Origin of the sequence: Actinomadura sp. NPDC048021, from assembly GCF_040653135.1 — a bacterium.
In the GTDB taxonomy this organism is placed as follows: Bacteria; Actinomycetota; Actinomycetes; order Streptosporangiales; family Streptosporangiaceae; genus Spirillospora; species Spirillospora verrucosospora.
This window is the reverse complement of record NZ_JBEZJQ010000005.1, coordinates 308,466-322,598: the sequence shown is the minus strand read 5'-3', so window position 1 is coordinate 322,598 and position 14,133 is coordinate 308,466. Positions and strand designations below refer to the sequence as shown.

Below are 14,133 nucleotides of genomic sequence, written 5' to 3'. Positions count from 1 at the left end.
CTACTTCTGCGCGCCCGCGAAGTCGCTCAGCTCCTTGAGCCCCTGGTCGGAGGACTTCTTGCCGAGCACGACCTCCTGGAGCACGGCGCACGCCATGTCGGCGAACTTCGGGTACCAGGTCTTGGTGGTGACGGGCCCGAGGGGCACGGTCTTGGCGAGCTGGCCGGTCAGGGCGTCCACGTCCGCCCACTTCGCCCACGACTTGAGCACGGCCGGGTCGGAGTCCACGCTCTTGTAGCCGCTGGAGAGGCCGAGCGCGGTCGCCACCAGGTTCTTGGGAACGTGGAACGAGCCGTCCTTGCCCGCGCCGCCGAGGTAGTCGATGACCGTCCCGGCGTTCTTCTCGCCCTCGGTGTTGTACGAGAGCATCCAGTACGCGCCGAAGCCGTGCGTCTCACGGGTCTTGCCGGGCATCAGCACGTTCTTGATGTCCTTCGCCGCCGAGCTCTGCTTCGGGTCCTTCCACCCGACGACCTGCGCCTGGTAGCGCATCGAGAAGCTGCTCTTGCCGCCGCCGAAGACGTTGGTCACGCCGCCGTAGTCGGTGGTGAACAGGTCCTTCGGGACCAGCCCCTCGGAGTACAGCGTCCGCCAGCGCTCCAGGGTGGCGCGCGCGACGGGGTTCCCGGCGAGGTTCGCCTTCCCGGACGGGTCGAACAGCGAGCCGCCGCCCTCGGACGCGACCTCGGCGGCGAACTGGTGCCACATGAGGAACGCGTACTTGATCCAGTACGGCGAGTACGGCGTCTGACTGATCCCCTTGGCCTTGAGCTCGCGCGCCTGCTCCAGGAACTCGTCCCAGGTCGCGGGCGCCGGCGCGTCGATCTTCTTGAGGTGGGCGGTGTTGACGGCGAACAGCTCGGCGCCCTGGAAGTAGGGCAGCGCGTAGACCTCGCCGTCCGGCCCCTTGAGGGCGTCGGCGACCCCCGGGTTCATGTTCGCGACCAGCTTGTCCAGGCCGGGCAGGTCCTTGAGGGAGCGGACCCACTGGTTCTTCGACCACGACTCCAGGTAGCCCTCGTCCGCGAACAGCACGTCGTAGGACGCGTTGCCGCCGGCGAGCTGCTGGTTGGTCACGGTGAGGTAGTCCTGCGCGACGTAGGACGTGCCGAGCTTGAGCGGGGCGTAGTTGGTGTTGAAGTAGTCCACGTACGGCTTGAACAGCGGGCCGACCGCGGCGTCGTGGTGCATCTGGAGGTCGTTCGGCGAGCCGTCGCCGCCGCCGGACCCGCAGGCCGTCAGCAGGCCCGTGCCGCCGAGCCCGGCGACGGCGCCGAGCGCCATCGTTCCGCGGAGGAAGGACCGCCTGCTGACGTGCGGGGTGGCCGGGGACGCGTTGCTGGGTGCCATGGTCTGCTCCGTTCCAATCGGTGCGTGGGGGACGGTCATGGCGCGCGCAGGACCTTGCCTGGGCGCCGACCGGTGGGGCGGGAGTTCTCGATGGCGGGTTCGCCGTTCACGAAGACCCAGCGCATGAGGTCGGGATAGGCGCGCTCCGGTGCCGGAGCCGCGCCCTCCCCCGTCCCCCGGCCGCTCTCGTAGGCGGCGGCGCGTCCGGGGTCGGCGACGGCGATGTCGGCGAACGCGCCGGGACGCAGGGTGCCGCGCCCGTCCAGGCGGAGCCGCCGGGCGGGCGCGGTGGCCAGGTGCCGGACCGCCCGGTCGAGCGGCGTCCGCCCGAGGAGCGCGGGGACCAGCACCTCGGTGGTGCTCGCGAGGTTGCGGGGGTGCTCGTGCCGCGCCTGCCCGGCCGTCATCAGCCAGCCGTCGCTGCCGTGCATGGCGGCGGGGTGCGCGGAGACGCGGGCGAGGTCGTCCCGGGAGGCGGCCGGGACGATCATGGTGAGGCTCTCGCCCTCGGCCAGGATCAGCTCCAGCAGCACCTCCACGGGGGCGCGGCCGAGCCCGGCGGCGTAGTCCGGCAGCGCCCGCCCGGACGCGTCCGGACGGTCCCGGGAGCGGCCGATGATGATCTCGTCGGGCCGGAACTGCGCCGCGCCGTCCAGGTGGCGCAGCAGGCGGAGCCGTTCGGCGCCCTCCCCCGCCCGCGTGCGCAGCAGCGGCCAGCCGCCGTCCAGCGAGCCGGGCGGCAGCAGGCTGGAGACCCCCGTGCTGCCGGAGGTGTAGGGGTAGTAGTCGACGGCGACCTCGACGGCGCCGCGGGCGTTGGCCTCGTCGACCATCGCGAGCGTCTGCTCCGTCCGCCCCCAGTTGGCCTTGCCGAGCGCCTTGTGGTGGGAGATCTGCAGGTCGACGCCCGCCCGCTCGGCGGTCGAGATCGCCTCGGCCACGGACGCGACCAGGCCGTCCCGCTCGTCCCGCAGGTGGGTGGCGTAGAAGCGGCCCGACCCGCGCAGCGGCGCGATGACCCGCCGCAGCTCGTCGGCGGCGGCGAACCGCCCGGGCGTGTAGACCAGGCCGCTGGAGACGCCGAACGCCCCCTGGTCGAGGCCGTCGGCGACGAGGCGGCGCATCGCGGCGACGGCCTCGTCCGACGGCGGCCGGGGGTCGGAGCCCGCGACGTGCTCGCGGACGGCGCCGAGGCCGACGAGCGGGGCGACGTTGACCGCCGTCCCGAGCGACTCCAGGTGGGCGGCGTAGGCGTCGAGGTCCGGGAAGCCCGGGTCCAGCCGGGAGCTGAAGAAGGAGCCGAAGCCCCTGCTGGTCCGGGGCAGCGGGAACGGGGAGAAGCCGCAGTTCCCGGTGACGTCGGTGGTGACGCCCTGGTGCAGGCGCGCCGGGGCGCCGGGGTCGTGCTGGAGCGTGAAGTCGCTGTGCGTGTGCATGTCGACGAAGCCCGGCAGGACGACCAGCCCGGAGGCGTCGATCACCGTCGCGCCGGCCGGCGGCGCGATCCGCGCCGCCAGCGCCGTCACCCGCTCGCCCTCGATGAGCAGGTCGAGCACCGCGTCGGTCCCGGTGCCCGGGTCGACGACGCGCCCCCCTCGGATGATCTTCACCACTGTCCTCTGCGTTCCATTCTGTGGTTTGGCATTCCACGTGATGGGATGTTGTGGCAACCTAATCTCGCTGCCAGTCCCCGGTCAAGGCATTCCTGGAGGCGTTCGTGGTGCAAGTGGTCGATCGCGTCGGTGCTCTGCTCGCCGCGTTCAGTCAGGAGGAACCCGTCCTCGGCCTGGCCGAATGCGCCGAGCGGGCGGGGCTGAGCAAGAGTTCGGCGCACCGCCTGCTGAGCGGGCTCGCCGAGATCGGCATGCTGGAGCGCGACCCCGACGGCAACTGGCAGATCGGGGAGCTGCCGCTCCGGCTGGCCGCGATCCGGCTCTCCCACCGCAACATGCGCCGGGACGCCATGGCGGCGCTGGCCCCGCTCGGCCGCCGGTTCGACGCCGCGACCGCGTTCTCGGTCCCCAACGGCGACGAGATGGTCTACGTCGAACGCACCGACAGCAGCATCCCGTTCGCCCCGAGCGCCCGGCTCGGCAGCACCGCCCCGATCTGGGAGGGCGCCGCCGGGCGGGCCGTGCTGGCCCGGCTCGACGCCGCCCGGTGGCGGGAGCTGTGCGCCGGCCCCCGGTGGTCGGCGCTGCCGGACGAGGTCCGCGCCAGGATCGCCGACGACGTCGAGCAGTCCGCGACGCGCGGTTACTCGGTGGACCGGGGCGAGTTCTTCGACGGCATCGCCGGCGTCGCGTCGGCGCTCGGCAGGCAGGGCGAGCCGGTGGCCGCGCTCAGCCTGATCGTCTCGGTCGAGCGGATGTCGCCCGAGCTGGAACGCGAGATGGGACGCGCCGTGGCCGAACTGGCACGCGAGATCACCGGCAAGGCCACGCTGCCGGAGGTGCCCCGGTGACCGGCGGCGACGGCTGGGCCGCGCTCTGCGCCGGGGACGGGCCGCCGACGCCCTTCCTGGCGCTGCGCCACTCCCGGCTCATGACCAACATCCGCGAGATGGCCGACCGGGTCACGGGCCGCGGCGGGCACTCCACACCCCACCTCAAGACCCACAAGTGCCTGGAGATCGCGCGGGCCCAGGTCGCGGCGGGGGCCGCCCGGGCGACCGTGGCGACCGTCGCCGAGGCCGCGCTGGCCTTCGACGCGGGCTTCCCGTCCGTGCTCGTCGCGTACCCGCCCGTCCCGGGCGAGCGCGTCCGCGCCCTCACCGCGCTCACCGGGCGCGGCCGGGTCGCCGTCACCTGCTCGCGCCCCGAGCACGTCGCCGCGCTCGCCGCGACCGGCGCGGAGTTCGACGTCTACTGGGAGGTCGACTCCGGGACGCGCCGGCTCGGCACCGCCCCCGGCCCGCCCACCGCCGAGTCCGTCGCGGCCGCGCCGTTCGGCGGGCGGGTCCGGCTCCGCGGCCTGATGACGTTCGCCGGGCACGCCTACGGCGCCACCGACGCCGCCGGGCTGGCCGCGGTCCGCGACCAGCAGGACGAGGCGCTGGAGAGCACGGGCGCGGCGCTGGCCGGACGCGGGATCGAGGCCCCCGTCCACAGCGTCGGCGTCACCCCGCTGGCCCGGCTGGAGTCCGGCCGCGCGCACGAGTACCGGTACGGCAACTACGTCTTCTACGACGCCACCCAGGTCGCGCTCGGCGGCCCGGACGCGGCCGAGTGCGCGCTCGCCGTGATCAGCACGGTGGTGGACGTCCCAGCGCCGGACCGGCTGGTCCTGGACGCGGGGGCCAAGAGCCTGCCCGCCGAGCGGATGACCGCGCTGACACCGGGCTTCGGCCTGGTGGACGGCCATCCGGGCATCGTCGTCGAGAAGCTCTACGAGGAGCACGGGCTCGCCGGATCGGCGGAACCGCACGGCCTGGCGCCGGGCGACCGCGTCGCGGTGATCCCCAACCACGCCTGCACCGCGGCGAACCTGTTCGGCCGGTACGAGGTGCACGACGGGACGTCCTTCGCGGACACCTGGCCCATCCAGGCGCGCAGGCGCTGACCGGACGAAGGGACGCACACGATGACAGCGGTGACAGGGCGCCTCCGGGCCGGCCCGGACCTCGAACTGGAGACCGTCCGGTTCGGTGACGGCGGCGGCCCCGCCGTGACCGTGCTCGGCGGGGTGCACGGCGACGAGCTGGAAGGCGTCCTCGCGGCGTACCGCGTCGCGGACCTGCTCGCCGCGGCGCCGGTCCGCGGGACGGTGACGGTGCTGCCCCGCGCCAACCCGCCCGCCCTCGCGGCGGGCACCCGGCACGGCGACGGCGGCGCCAACCTCGCGCGGCTCTTCCCCGGCGACCCCGGCGGCGGCCTCAGCGAGCGCATCGCCCACACGATCGCCGCCGCGCTCATCGACCCGTGCGACCTGCTGATCGACCTGCACTCCGCCGGGCGCCGCTACCGGATGCCCCCGATGTGCGGGTTCGGCGCGAACAGGACGCTCGGAGGCCGGCCGCTGCTGGACGCCGCCCGCGCGACGCCCTTCCCCTACCTGTGGGCGCACGCGTCCGTCGCGCCGGGCCGGTCCGTCAGCCGCGCCGACGCCCTCGGCAAGCCCTGGGCCTACTTCGAGAGCGGCGGGGGCGGCGCTCTCCGCGAGGCCGACATCGACCGGTACGCGCAGGGGGTGCTGCGCCTCCTGGAGGTCGCGGGCGCGGTCGAGCCCGTCTCCCTCGCCGGCCCGCCGCCCGGACGGCAGGTCGTCGTGACGGGCGGGGACGGCAACACCGACACCGGCGTGCTGTTCGGCGCCGCGGGGGCCTTCGTCTCCTCCGTCGCCGCCGGGGACGCCGTGGACGCGGGCCAGACGATCGGCGCCGTGTACGACGACGGCGGGCGGCGGGTGGAGGAGGTGCGGGCCGACGCGTCCGGCGTCGTCATGATGCTGCGCCACGACCTGCGGGCCGCGCCCGGCGAGGTCGCCGCGATCATCGCCGGGGAGGACGGCCGTGCGGCTTGACGCGGCCGTCGACCTGGTCGGCGGCGGACGGCTCGGTCCTGGGCTCAGCAACGCCTACGACGGCAACGTCTACCTGCTGCGCGGCGACGACGGGGCCTGGCTGGCCGACACGGGAAGCGGGCTCGACCAGCGGGTCCTGCTCGCGCGCGTCGAGAAGGCCCGCGGAGAGCTGCCGCTGCGCGGCGCGGTGGTCACGCACGCGCACGCCGACCACGCGGGCGGCGCCGCCGGGCTCGCCGCGCTGGGCGCCACGATCGTCGCCGGCGCGCTGACGGCGAAGCTGGTCCGCGACGCCGACCCCGGGCCACTGGGCCTCACCGCCGCGCTGCGCGCCGGGATCTACCCGGCCGGCTACCGGTTCGCGTCCTGCCCCGGCGTGCTGACGCCCGCCGAGGCCGGCCAGGAGCAGGGCCCGCTCCGGGCCCTGCCCACGCCGGGGCACAGCGCCGACCACACGGCCTGGCTGTTCACCGCGGGCGGCACGACGTACGCCTGCACCGGCGACCTTCTCTTCAGCCGCGGCCGGATCGTGCTGCCGGGCGCCGCGGACGCCGACGTCCAGGCGCTGCGGCGGTCCCTCGAACGGCTCCGCGACGCGCGACCCGACGTCCTGCTGCCCGGCCACGGCACACCGGTCATGTCGGACGCGACCTGGCACATCGAGCAGGCCCTGTCCGCCTTCGAACTGGGCCGGCTGCCCGGCTCCTTCCACTGACCCGAGGAACCCCATGAGCACAAGCGTCATCGTCACCGGCGGAGGGGGCGGGATCGGCTCCGCCATCACGCGGCGGCTCGCCGCCCCCGGCCGGACCGTCGTCGTCTTCGAGGCCGGGCCCGCCGCCGGACGGGCCCGCGCCGAGCTGGGGTCCGCCGCCGAGGTCATGGCGGTCGACGCGGGCGACCCGGCCGCGATCAGCGCCGCCGTCGCGGAGGTCGCCGCCGCGCACGGGCCCCCGGAGATCCTGGTCAACTGCGCGGCCGTGACCGGCGTCCCGGCCAAGGCGCCCCTGCTCGACACCTCCGACGACCTGCTCGCGCGCATCCTCGCGGTCAACACCGTCGGGCCGTTCGTCTGCGCCCGCGAGGCCGCGCGGCACATGGTCGCGGCGGGCGGCGGGACCATCGTCAACATCGGGTCCATCGCCGCCCACCGGGGCCAGCTCGACGCCTCCGCCTACACCGTCAGCAAGTCGGCGATGACCGGGCTGACCCGCGCGCTCGCCATGGAGCTCGGGCCGTCCGGCGTCCGGGTCGTCCAGGTCGACCCGGGCGACATCAGCACCCCGGGCAGCGACCGGCTCGTCGAGCTCGTCGAGAAGGACCGGGCGCGCTCGGGCGTCGCGGGCCTGCCGCCGCTCGGCCGCCGCGGACGCCCCGAGGAGATCGCGGACGTGGTCGCGTTCCTCTGCTCGCCGGGGGCCTCGTTCGTCTCCGGCACCCAGATCGTCGTCGACGGCGGATACCTCGCCGGATAGGGGCCCACCATGATCGATCTTCGCTCGGACGTGATGACGCTGCCCACCGAGGGCATGCTGCGCGCGATGACCGCCGCCCCGCTCGGCGACGAGCAGGAGCGCGAGGACCCCACCGTCCTCGCGCTGGAGGACGAGCTGACCGGGCTGCTCGGCCAGGAGGCGGCGGTGTTCGTCCCCTCGGCGACGATGGCCAACCAGATCGCGATGCTGTGCCAGGTGCAGCGCGGCCAGGAGATCGTCGGGGAGCGGCACAGCCACATGTTCCGCTACGAGGCGGGCGGCCCCGCCTTCCTCGCCGGGGCGGTCGTCACCGGCCTGCCGGGCGAGGCCGGGGTGTTCACCGGAGCGCAGGTCCGCGAGATCGCCCAGGTCCGCGACTCCGAGCACCGCCCCCGGACCGCGCTCGCCGTCGTGGAGGACACCCACAACGTCTCCGGCGGGCGGACATGGCCGCTCGCCGCCCTGGACGACCTCCACGACACCTGCGACGAGCTGGGCCTCGCCGTCCACATCGACGGGGCGCGCCTGTTCAACGCCGCCGTCGCGCTGGACGTCCCGCCCGCCCGGATCACCTCGCGGGCGCGGACCGTCGCCGTCTGCTTCTCCAAGGGCCTCGGCTGCCCCGCGGGCGCGGCCCTCGTCGGACGCTCCGAGGTGCTGGCCCCGGCCCGGCGCATCCGCCAGATGCTCGGAGGGTCGCTCCGCCAGGCCGGCGTGCTGGCGGGCGCCGCCCGCTACGCGCTCCGGCACAACGTCGCGCGGCTGGCCGACGACCACGCCAACGCCCGCACCCTCGCCACCCTGCTCGCCGAGGGCGGTCTGCCGGTCGACCCCGCCGGCGTCGACACCAACTTCGTCTTCCTCGATCTGGCCTCGCTCGGGCTCGACCGCGAGGACGCCCGGACCCGGCTGCGCTCCAACGGGGTGCTGTGGTCCAACGCGCACCACCCCACCGTCCTGCGCGCCGTCACCCATCTCGGGCACTCCGAAGCGGACCTCCGCACCGCCGCGGCCCGCACCGTCGAAGCACTGTCGAAGGAGGCGTGACCGGGGCGGTTCTAGCCGGCCGGTGACGGGGGGACGAGGTCCAGGGAGGCGCTGACGGCGGTGGGCAATTCGCGCAGGCGGTGGAGCGGCAGTTCGAGCGGGGTGACGTCCAGCGCCCACGGGGCGGCGTCGGCCACGACCGTGCGGGCCTGCCGCTTGGTGAGGCCCGCGTGCGCGTCGATCAGGGCGTCGCGCCAGACGTTGGCGACCTTCCCGTGCGCCCGGTCCATGACGGCGCGCACGATCCGCCGCGCCCGGTCGTCCGTGCCGGACGGGGTGCGCACCGCCTCCACGGTCGAGCCGCGCCGGGTCAACTCGTACACGGGAGCCAGCGACGCGGCCTCGTCCGCCAGGTCGCCGGGGGGTTCTGCAAGGAACACCCGGACCTGCTCGGCGCGCGTGGCCAGCAGCACGCGGACCAGCGCACCCTCCAGCCCCGGGGGCAGCGCGACGGCCGCGCGCCGCACCCGCGCGGCGTACGGCTTGGCCAGCCACGTCGTCAGCCGCACCCGCGGCACCTGCGGAAGCACCTGCTTGGGCCAGTCACCGACCAGGACGTCCGGCCGCAGGTCGGCGACGTCGTCGGGCGACGCCAGCACCGCCGTCCTGGCTTCGACGGCCTGGGGCCCCTGGGTGTAGATGGCGGTGGCGAACCGGTCGGCGCGGGCCCCGGCGGCCGGCAGGCTCTTGCCGGTCGGCCGCAGGACGTACAGGTCGGCGCGCGAACCGATCGCCTCCGCGCCGAAATAGCTGTTGAAGTCCGGGTAGACGGCCTCGCTCACCAGGTTCAGCTCCTGCAGCGCCTGCTGGACCTTCAGCGCGAGCATCGGAGTGCGGTCGCTCGCCCCGTAGGCCAGCAGGACGCGCCCCTGCCCCTGGTCCCGCAGCCCCTGCACCGCCCGGGCCACGAACAGCCCGACGCCTTCCGGCGTGTACGGAGGATCGGTCACCGCCAGATCCGCGTACTCGACGGCCGACGCGGGCAGCCCCAGCCTCAGGTCGGCCCAGCGGGTGCGCACGTCAAGCCCCAGGTCGGCGGCGCATGCGTCGATGTAGGCCAGGATCCGCTCGTCGACGTCCACGACGGTGGTCTGCACGCCCGGATGGACGAGCCCGACGGCCAGCGAGGTCAGATCGTGGTCCCCGACGCACAGCAGGCGCGTGCCCGGCAGCCAGAACCGCGCCCCCAGCAGCAGCGCCCGCCGCACGACCGTCTCCGGCGTGGCCGAGACATGGTCGAGGACGTGCCTCGCCCGCGGCGCCCGCTCGATCAGCCCGGCCACGCGCTCCACCACGGCGGCGTACTCGGGGAGCAGGTGCCCGACGGGGTCGGCCGGGTCGAGCGGACGGTACCCGGTGCGCAGGGACTCGGCGATCTCGGCGCCCTGCTCCGGGGTGAGGCGGAACCGGTCGCCGCCGGCGTGCTCCAGCGAGAGCCCGGCCAGCAGCGACTCCACCGAGCGCCGCGGCGCGCCCGTCTCCCGGACCAGCTCGCCGAGCGTCCGCCAGCGCCGGTCCGCCAGCAGGCTCAGCGCGGCGTGGATCCGCCGGGGATCCATGTCCGCCGCGATCGGCACTCCCCCATCAGCCATCCGCGCATGCTATCGGCGCGCGGGTCCGCGGGGATTCGCCGCGGGGACGCCCCGAGGTCGCCGAAGATTCACACGGCCACCTCTGGTCACGATGAGCGCTTCTCTCGCTACTTTCAGTAGCGTAGCCTCGGAGTATGCCCCTCCCCACAGAGCCCATCGGCAGCATCCCGCGTCCCCAGGAACTGCTCACCGCCTCGCCGTCCGACCTGGCCGCCGCCCAGGACCGCGCCGTGCGCGAGACCCTCCGCCGGCTGGAGGAGCTCGGCTCACCGGTGGTGACCGACGGTGAGCAGTCCAAGCCGAGTTTCGCCACCTACCCGATCACGGGCCTGGCCGACCTGGCCCCCGACGGCGCGGTGATCCCGTTCGCCGACGGGCACCAGCGGCAGCTCCCGCGGCTGACGGCGGGCCCGTTCCGCTACACCGGCCACGCCGTCGACTACCTGCGCGCCGCCCAGCGCCACGCGACCGCGCCGGTCAAGCAGGCCGTGATCGCCCCCTCGGCGCTGAGCCTGCTGTACCCGGCCGACGGCATCGACGGCTACCCGCGCGAGATGTTCCTCGACGACCTGGTCAGCGAGGCCGAGGCCGACATCCGCTCCTGCCTGGACGCGGGCGCCCACGTGGTGCAGCTCGACTTCACCGAGGGGCGGCTGTCGCTCAAGCTCGACCCCAGCGGCGGCGTGCTGGACGCCTTCATCGCGCTCAACAACCGGGTCCTGGAGCGGTTCTCCGCCGACGAGCGCGCCCGGATCGGCGTGCACGTGTGCCCGGGCGGCGACCTCGACTCCACCCACAGCCTCGACGTCGACTACGCGGGGCTGCTGCCCAAGCTGTTCCAGCTCAGGGCCGGCAACTTCTACCTCCAGCTGGCCAGCGAGCCCGACCCCGACCGGATCCTGGCCATCGTCGCCGCGCACCTGCCCGCCGACGCCCGCGTCTTCGTCGGCGTCGTCGACCCCATCGACCCCCGCGTCGAGACGCCCGAGGAGATCCGCGACCGCGTCCTCGCCGCGGCCCGCCACCTCCCCGTCGACCGCCTCGGCACCTGCGACGACTGCGGGTTCTCACCGTTCGCCGACGACACCTCCACGTCCCGCGACACGGCCTTCGCGAAGATCGCCGCCCGCGTGGAGGGCACCGCCCTCGCCGCCGCCGAACTCGGCGTCTGACCCGCCGCCCGTCTCCGCCGCCACACCCTCGCACCCTCGGACCCGATGGCACGCCCGCGGCCGCCGCCGCAGACGGCCTGGTCCGCTGACGGCGGTGCGGGGGTGGGGCGGCCCGTCCACCTCCAAGCGCCGCGTCCGGGCGGCGCGTGGACGGCTCACCACGTGCACCGGCCTCCCCGACGCCGACCCGGCCGTTCCGGCCCGGTGGTCGGCCATCGCGGTCACCGGGAGGTGTGGTCGGTGGTCGCGTCCGAGGAGGGCGGGGTCCGGATGAGGAGCATCACCACGACGGCCACGGCGGTCAGGGCCAGCGCCGAGACGGTCGCCCCGGTGGTGTAGCCGTGCACGAGGGCCCCCGCCCGCGAGGCGGCCGGACCGTGCTCGCGCAGGTAGCCCGCGGTCGCGCCGATCGCGACGGTGTTGACGACGGCGGTTCCGATCGAACCGCCCATCTGCGACGCGGCGTTGACGACCGCGGCGGCGACCCCGGCCTCGCGCGGGGAGACGCCCGCGGTCGCCAGTGAGAACGCCGGCGGGAACACGGCGCCCATGCCGATCCCGAGCAGGACCTCGACCGGGACGACGGCGGTGGCGTAGCCGCTGCCCGCGTCGAGCCGGGTCAGGGCGGCCAGCCCGGCCGCGGCGATGAGCAGGCCGGCGGAGATCAGCAGCCGGGCGGGCACCCGCCGGGTGAGCCGGGCGCCGACGAGGTAGCCGCTCGCGGAGTTCGCGACGGCCATCGGCAGGAACGCCAGCCCGGTGCGCATCGGGGAGAAGTGCGCGACCACCTGGAGGTAGTAGGTGAGCGTGAGGAAGACCCCGAAGGCGCCGACGACCGCGGTGGCCACCGCGAGGTAGGCGCCGGCCCGGCCCCGGTCGGCGAGGATCCGCAGCGGCAGCAGCGGCGCGGCGTGCCTGGCCTGGCGCACGGCGAACAGGGCGAGCGCCAGGCCGCCGACCGCGAGCGGCGCGGTGGTCCGCCAGGCGTCCCAGCCGTGCGGGGCGGCCTCGCCCGCGCCGTACACGACGGCCGCCAGGCCGCCGGTGACGAGGACGGCGGAGATCCAGTCGACGCGCGCCCCGGGGAACGCCGGCGGCGCGGGAAGGACGATCCGTCCCGCCACCGACGCGGCCGCGGCGATGGCGACGTTGACGTAGAGGCACCAGCGCCAGTCGGCGTACTGGGTCAGCGCGCCGCCGAGCAGCAGCCCGACCGCCGCGCCGCTGCTCGCCACGGCGCCGTAGACGCCGAACGCCTTCGCGCGCTCCCTGGGCTCGGTGAACGTCACCGCCAGCAGCGACAGGGCGGTGGGCGCGAGCAGCGCGGCGAACGCCCCCTGCAGGGCGCGCCCGACCACGAGGACCCCGAAGCCGGGCGCGGCCCCGGCGATCATCGAGGCGACGGCGAACCCGGCCAGCCCGGCCAGGAAGCTGCGGCGCCGCCCGACCAGGTCGGCGATCCGGCCGCCGAGCAGGAGCAGCCCGGCGAAGGACAGGGTGTACGCGGTGATCACCCACTGCCGGTCGGCGTCGCCGAAGCCGAGCGCGTGCTGGGCCGTCGGCAGCGCGATGTTCACGATGGTGGCGTCGAGCGCGATCATCAGCTGCGCGACGGCGATGACGACCAGCGCCGCCCAGCGCCGGTTCGGGACGGCCGCGGACGGACCGGACGCGGTGCGCGCCGGGATGGCGGTCATGGAACCCACCTCCTCTAAGTGAAGGGTTCTCCTCCGGATATTAACTGGAGGTTTCTCCTCCGTCTAGAGGCGCATCGGGCCCGGATCGCCTCCCCGGCACGCCCACAACGGCGGCAGGCGACGGCCGGGGTGCCGGGTCGGCACGGCACTGAGCTGCGGAATCATCGCCCGCGACCTTGCCGTCTCTTGGTGATTTCAGTAGCTTTGCCCCTTCAAGACGCCTTCCAGGCGTTTTGTCCCACCGTGGGGTTTCCGAGCGCGGTGGGGCGGGGTGCCGTCCCCGCGCGACAAGGCCCGAGATCCCTCATCGATCGGGCCCCACATCGTCAGCGCCGCTGTCTCTCAGCGGCACCCGCCGAGTCCGCCGTGGCGCGGAGCCGGGGACCCAACCCGAACTGGGGTGAATCGGCCTGTCAGGCCGTAGGGCGACTTCCACGTCCGAACCCGTCAGCTAACCCGGTAGGCGGCACATGGAAGCAAGGAGCCCCCCTTGAAAGGCAAGCACCTCGACCGGCCGCGCGTTCTGCGGCCCGGCCCCTGGGTCACCGTCACGCTGACGGGCCTCGCCGTCTTCGGCGCGACGGCGGCCATGCCGACGACCCTGCAGCACGCGTCCACCGAAACCGTCGCCGCCGTCCAGACCGTGCCGCAGCAGCGGACCGCGCCGCGGCAGGCGGCGCCGCGGGAGCAGGTCAGAGCGCAGGCCCAGGTCCAGAAGGAGTTCAAGGCCCCAGCGAAGGCCGAGCCCTCGGCGAAGGCCGAGCCCTCGGCGAAGACCGAGTCGTCGGCGAAGGCCGAGCCGCGGAAGCAGGCCGCCGCGCCGAAGTCGGACGCGCGGTCCAAGGTCATCGCGCGGGCCAGGACCTGGCATCCGCACACCGGCCGACGGGTCCCCTACAGCCAGACCAGCACGCACAACGGCTACCGCACCGACTGCTCGGGATACGTGTCCATGGCGCTGGGGCTGCCCAAGCCCGGGACGAACACCGTCGGCCTCACCGCGTCGCGGTACACCGAGCGAATCGCGATGTCCGAGCTGAAGAAGGGCGACCTCGTCATGGACGCCCTCGGCAGCAACACCACCCGGCACGTCGTCATCTTCGAGAAGTGGGCCGACAAGGAGCACTCGTCGTACTGGGCCTACGAGCAGCGCGGCCGGTACGGAACCGACCACCGCGAGCTCGACTACGGGCTCTCCTCGGGCGACGAGTACAAGGCGTACCGGCCGACGTCCCTCACGTAGGCGTCCCTGAAGACGCCCGGCATCGGCGGGACGCCG

Annotated in this window: 12 protein-coding genes and 1 riboswitch; of the genes, 8 read left to right on the top strand and 4 right to left on the bottom strand. The window is 74.7% G+C overall.

The annotated features are described in order from the left end of the window. The gene (locus AB0C87_RS11435) at positions 1-1,350 is read right to left on the bottom strand and encodes an extracellular solute-binding protein (protein ID WP_353833579.1); all 1,350 of its coding nucleotides are present in this window, start codon (positions 1,348-1,350) and stop codon (positions 1-3) included. A 35-nt stretch (positions 1,351-1,385) separates the two neighbouring features. After that, a complete protein-coding gene (locus tag AB0C87_RS11430) occupies positions 1,386-2,960 on the bottom strand; it encodes an amidohydrolase family protein (RefSeq protein WP_353833580.1) in 1,575 nt (524 codons plus the stop codon). Between the two features lie 110 nt (positions 2,961-3,070). On the opposite strand from AB0C87_RS11430, the gene AB0C87_RS11425 reads away from it, so the two are divergent. Genes AB0C87_RS11425 through AB0C87_RS11400 form a run of 6 tightly spaced genes read left to right on the top strand, consistent with a single transcriptional unit; the run spans position 3,071 to position 8,393 of the window. After that, positions 3,071-3,814 carry an IclR family transcriptional regulator gene (locus tag AB0C87_RS11425; protein ID WP_345182652.1) on the top strand — a complete coding sequence of 248 codons (744 nt, stop codon included), beginning with the start codon at positions 3,071-3,073 and terminating at the stop codon, positions 3,812-3,814. After that, on the top strand, positions 3,811-4,911 hold the full coding sequence (locus AB0C87_RS11420; protein ID WP_360577259.1) for an alanine racemase: 1,101 nt from the start codon (positions 3,811-3,813) through the stop codon (positions 4,909-4,911). Before AB0C87_RS11425 ends, AB0C87_RS11420 begins: the two co-directional genes overlap by 4 nt. Positions 4,912-4,932: 21 nt before the next feature. Further along, a complete protein-coding gene (locus AB0C87_RS11415; protein ID WP_345182654.1) occupies positions 4,933-5,871 on the top strand; it encodes a M14 family metallopeptidase in 939 nt (312 codons plus the stop codon). After that, complete coding sequence (locus AB0C87_RS11410) at positions 5,861-6,586, top strand: MBL fold metallo-hydrolase (protein ID WP_360577258.1); 726 nt, start codon at positions 5,861-5,863, stop codon at positions 6,584-6,586. The genes AB0C87_RS11415 and AB0C87_RS11410 overlap by 11 nt, the downstream gene beginning before the upstream one ends. Before the next feature lie 13 nt (positions 6,587-6,599). Next, positions 6,600-7,346 carry an SDR family oxidoreductase gene (locus tag AB0C87_RS11405; RefSeq protein WP_345182656.1) on the top strand — a complete coding sequence of 249 codons (747 nt, stop codon included), beginning with the start codon at positions 6,600-6,602 and terminating at the stop codon, positions 7,344-7,346. Positions 7,347-7,355: 9 nt separating this feature from the next. Next, positions 7,356-8,393 carry a GntG family PLP-dependent aldolase gene (locus AB0C87_RS11400; RefSeq protein WP_353833583.1) on the top strand — a complete coding sequence of 346 codons (1,038 nt, stop codon included), beginning with the start codon at positions 7,356-7,358 and terminating at the stop codon, positions 8,391-8,393. Positions 8,394-8,404: 11 nt separating this feature from the next. On the opposite strand, the gene AB0C87_RS11395 is transcribed toward AB0C87_RS11400, so the two are convergent. Then, positions 8,405-9,985 carry a bis-aminopropyl spermidine synthase family protein gene (locus tag AB0C87_RS11395; RefSeq protein WP_360577257.1) on the bottom strand — a complete coding sequence of 527 codons (1,581 nt, stop codon included), beginning with the start codon at positions 9,983-9,985 and terminating at the stop codon, positions 8,405-8,407. Positions 9,986-10,119: 134 nt separating this feature from the next. On the opposite strand from AB0C87_RS11395, the gene AB0C87_RS11390 reads away from it, so the two are divergent. Continuing rightward, positions 10,120-11,157, top strand: a complete 1,038-nt coding sequence (locus AB0C87_RS11390) for a cobalamin-independent methionine synthase II family protein (protein ID WP_360577256.1) — start codon at positions 10,120-10,122, stop codon at positions 11,155-11,157. A gap of 221 nt (positions 11,158-11,378) precedes the next feature. On the opposite strand, the gene AB0C87_RS11385 is transcribed toward AB0C87_RS11390, so the two are convergent. After that, positions 11,379-12,854, bottom strand: a complete 1,476-nt coding sequence (locus AB0C87_RS11385; RefSeq protein ID WP_345182661.1) for an MFS transporter — start codon at positions 12,852-12,854, stop codon at positions 11,379-11,381. Positions 12,855-13,197: 343 nt separating this feature from the next. Further along, positions 13,198-13,335: riboswitch (cyclic di-AMP (ydaO/yuaA leader) on the top strand. Positions 13,336-13,344: 9 nt separating this feature from the next. On the opposite strand from AB0C87_RS11385, the gene AB0C87_RS11380 reads away from it, so the two are divergent. Beyond that, positions 13,345-14,097 carry a hypothetical protein gene (locus AB0C87_RS11380; RefSeq protein WP_360577255.1) on the top strand — a complete coding sequence of 251 codons (753 nt, stop codon included), beginning with the start codon at positions 13,345-13,347 and terminating at the stop codon, positions 14,095-14,097. The last annotated feature ends 36 nt before the right edge of the window (positions 14,098-14,133 follow it).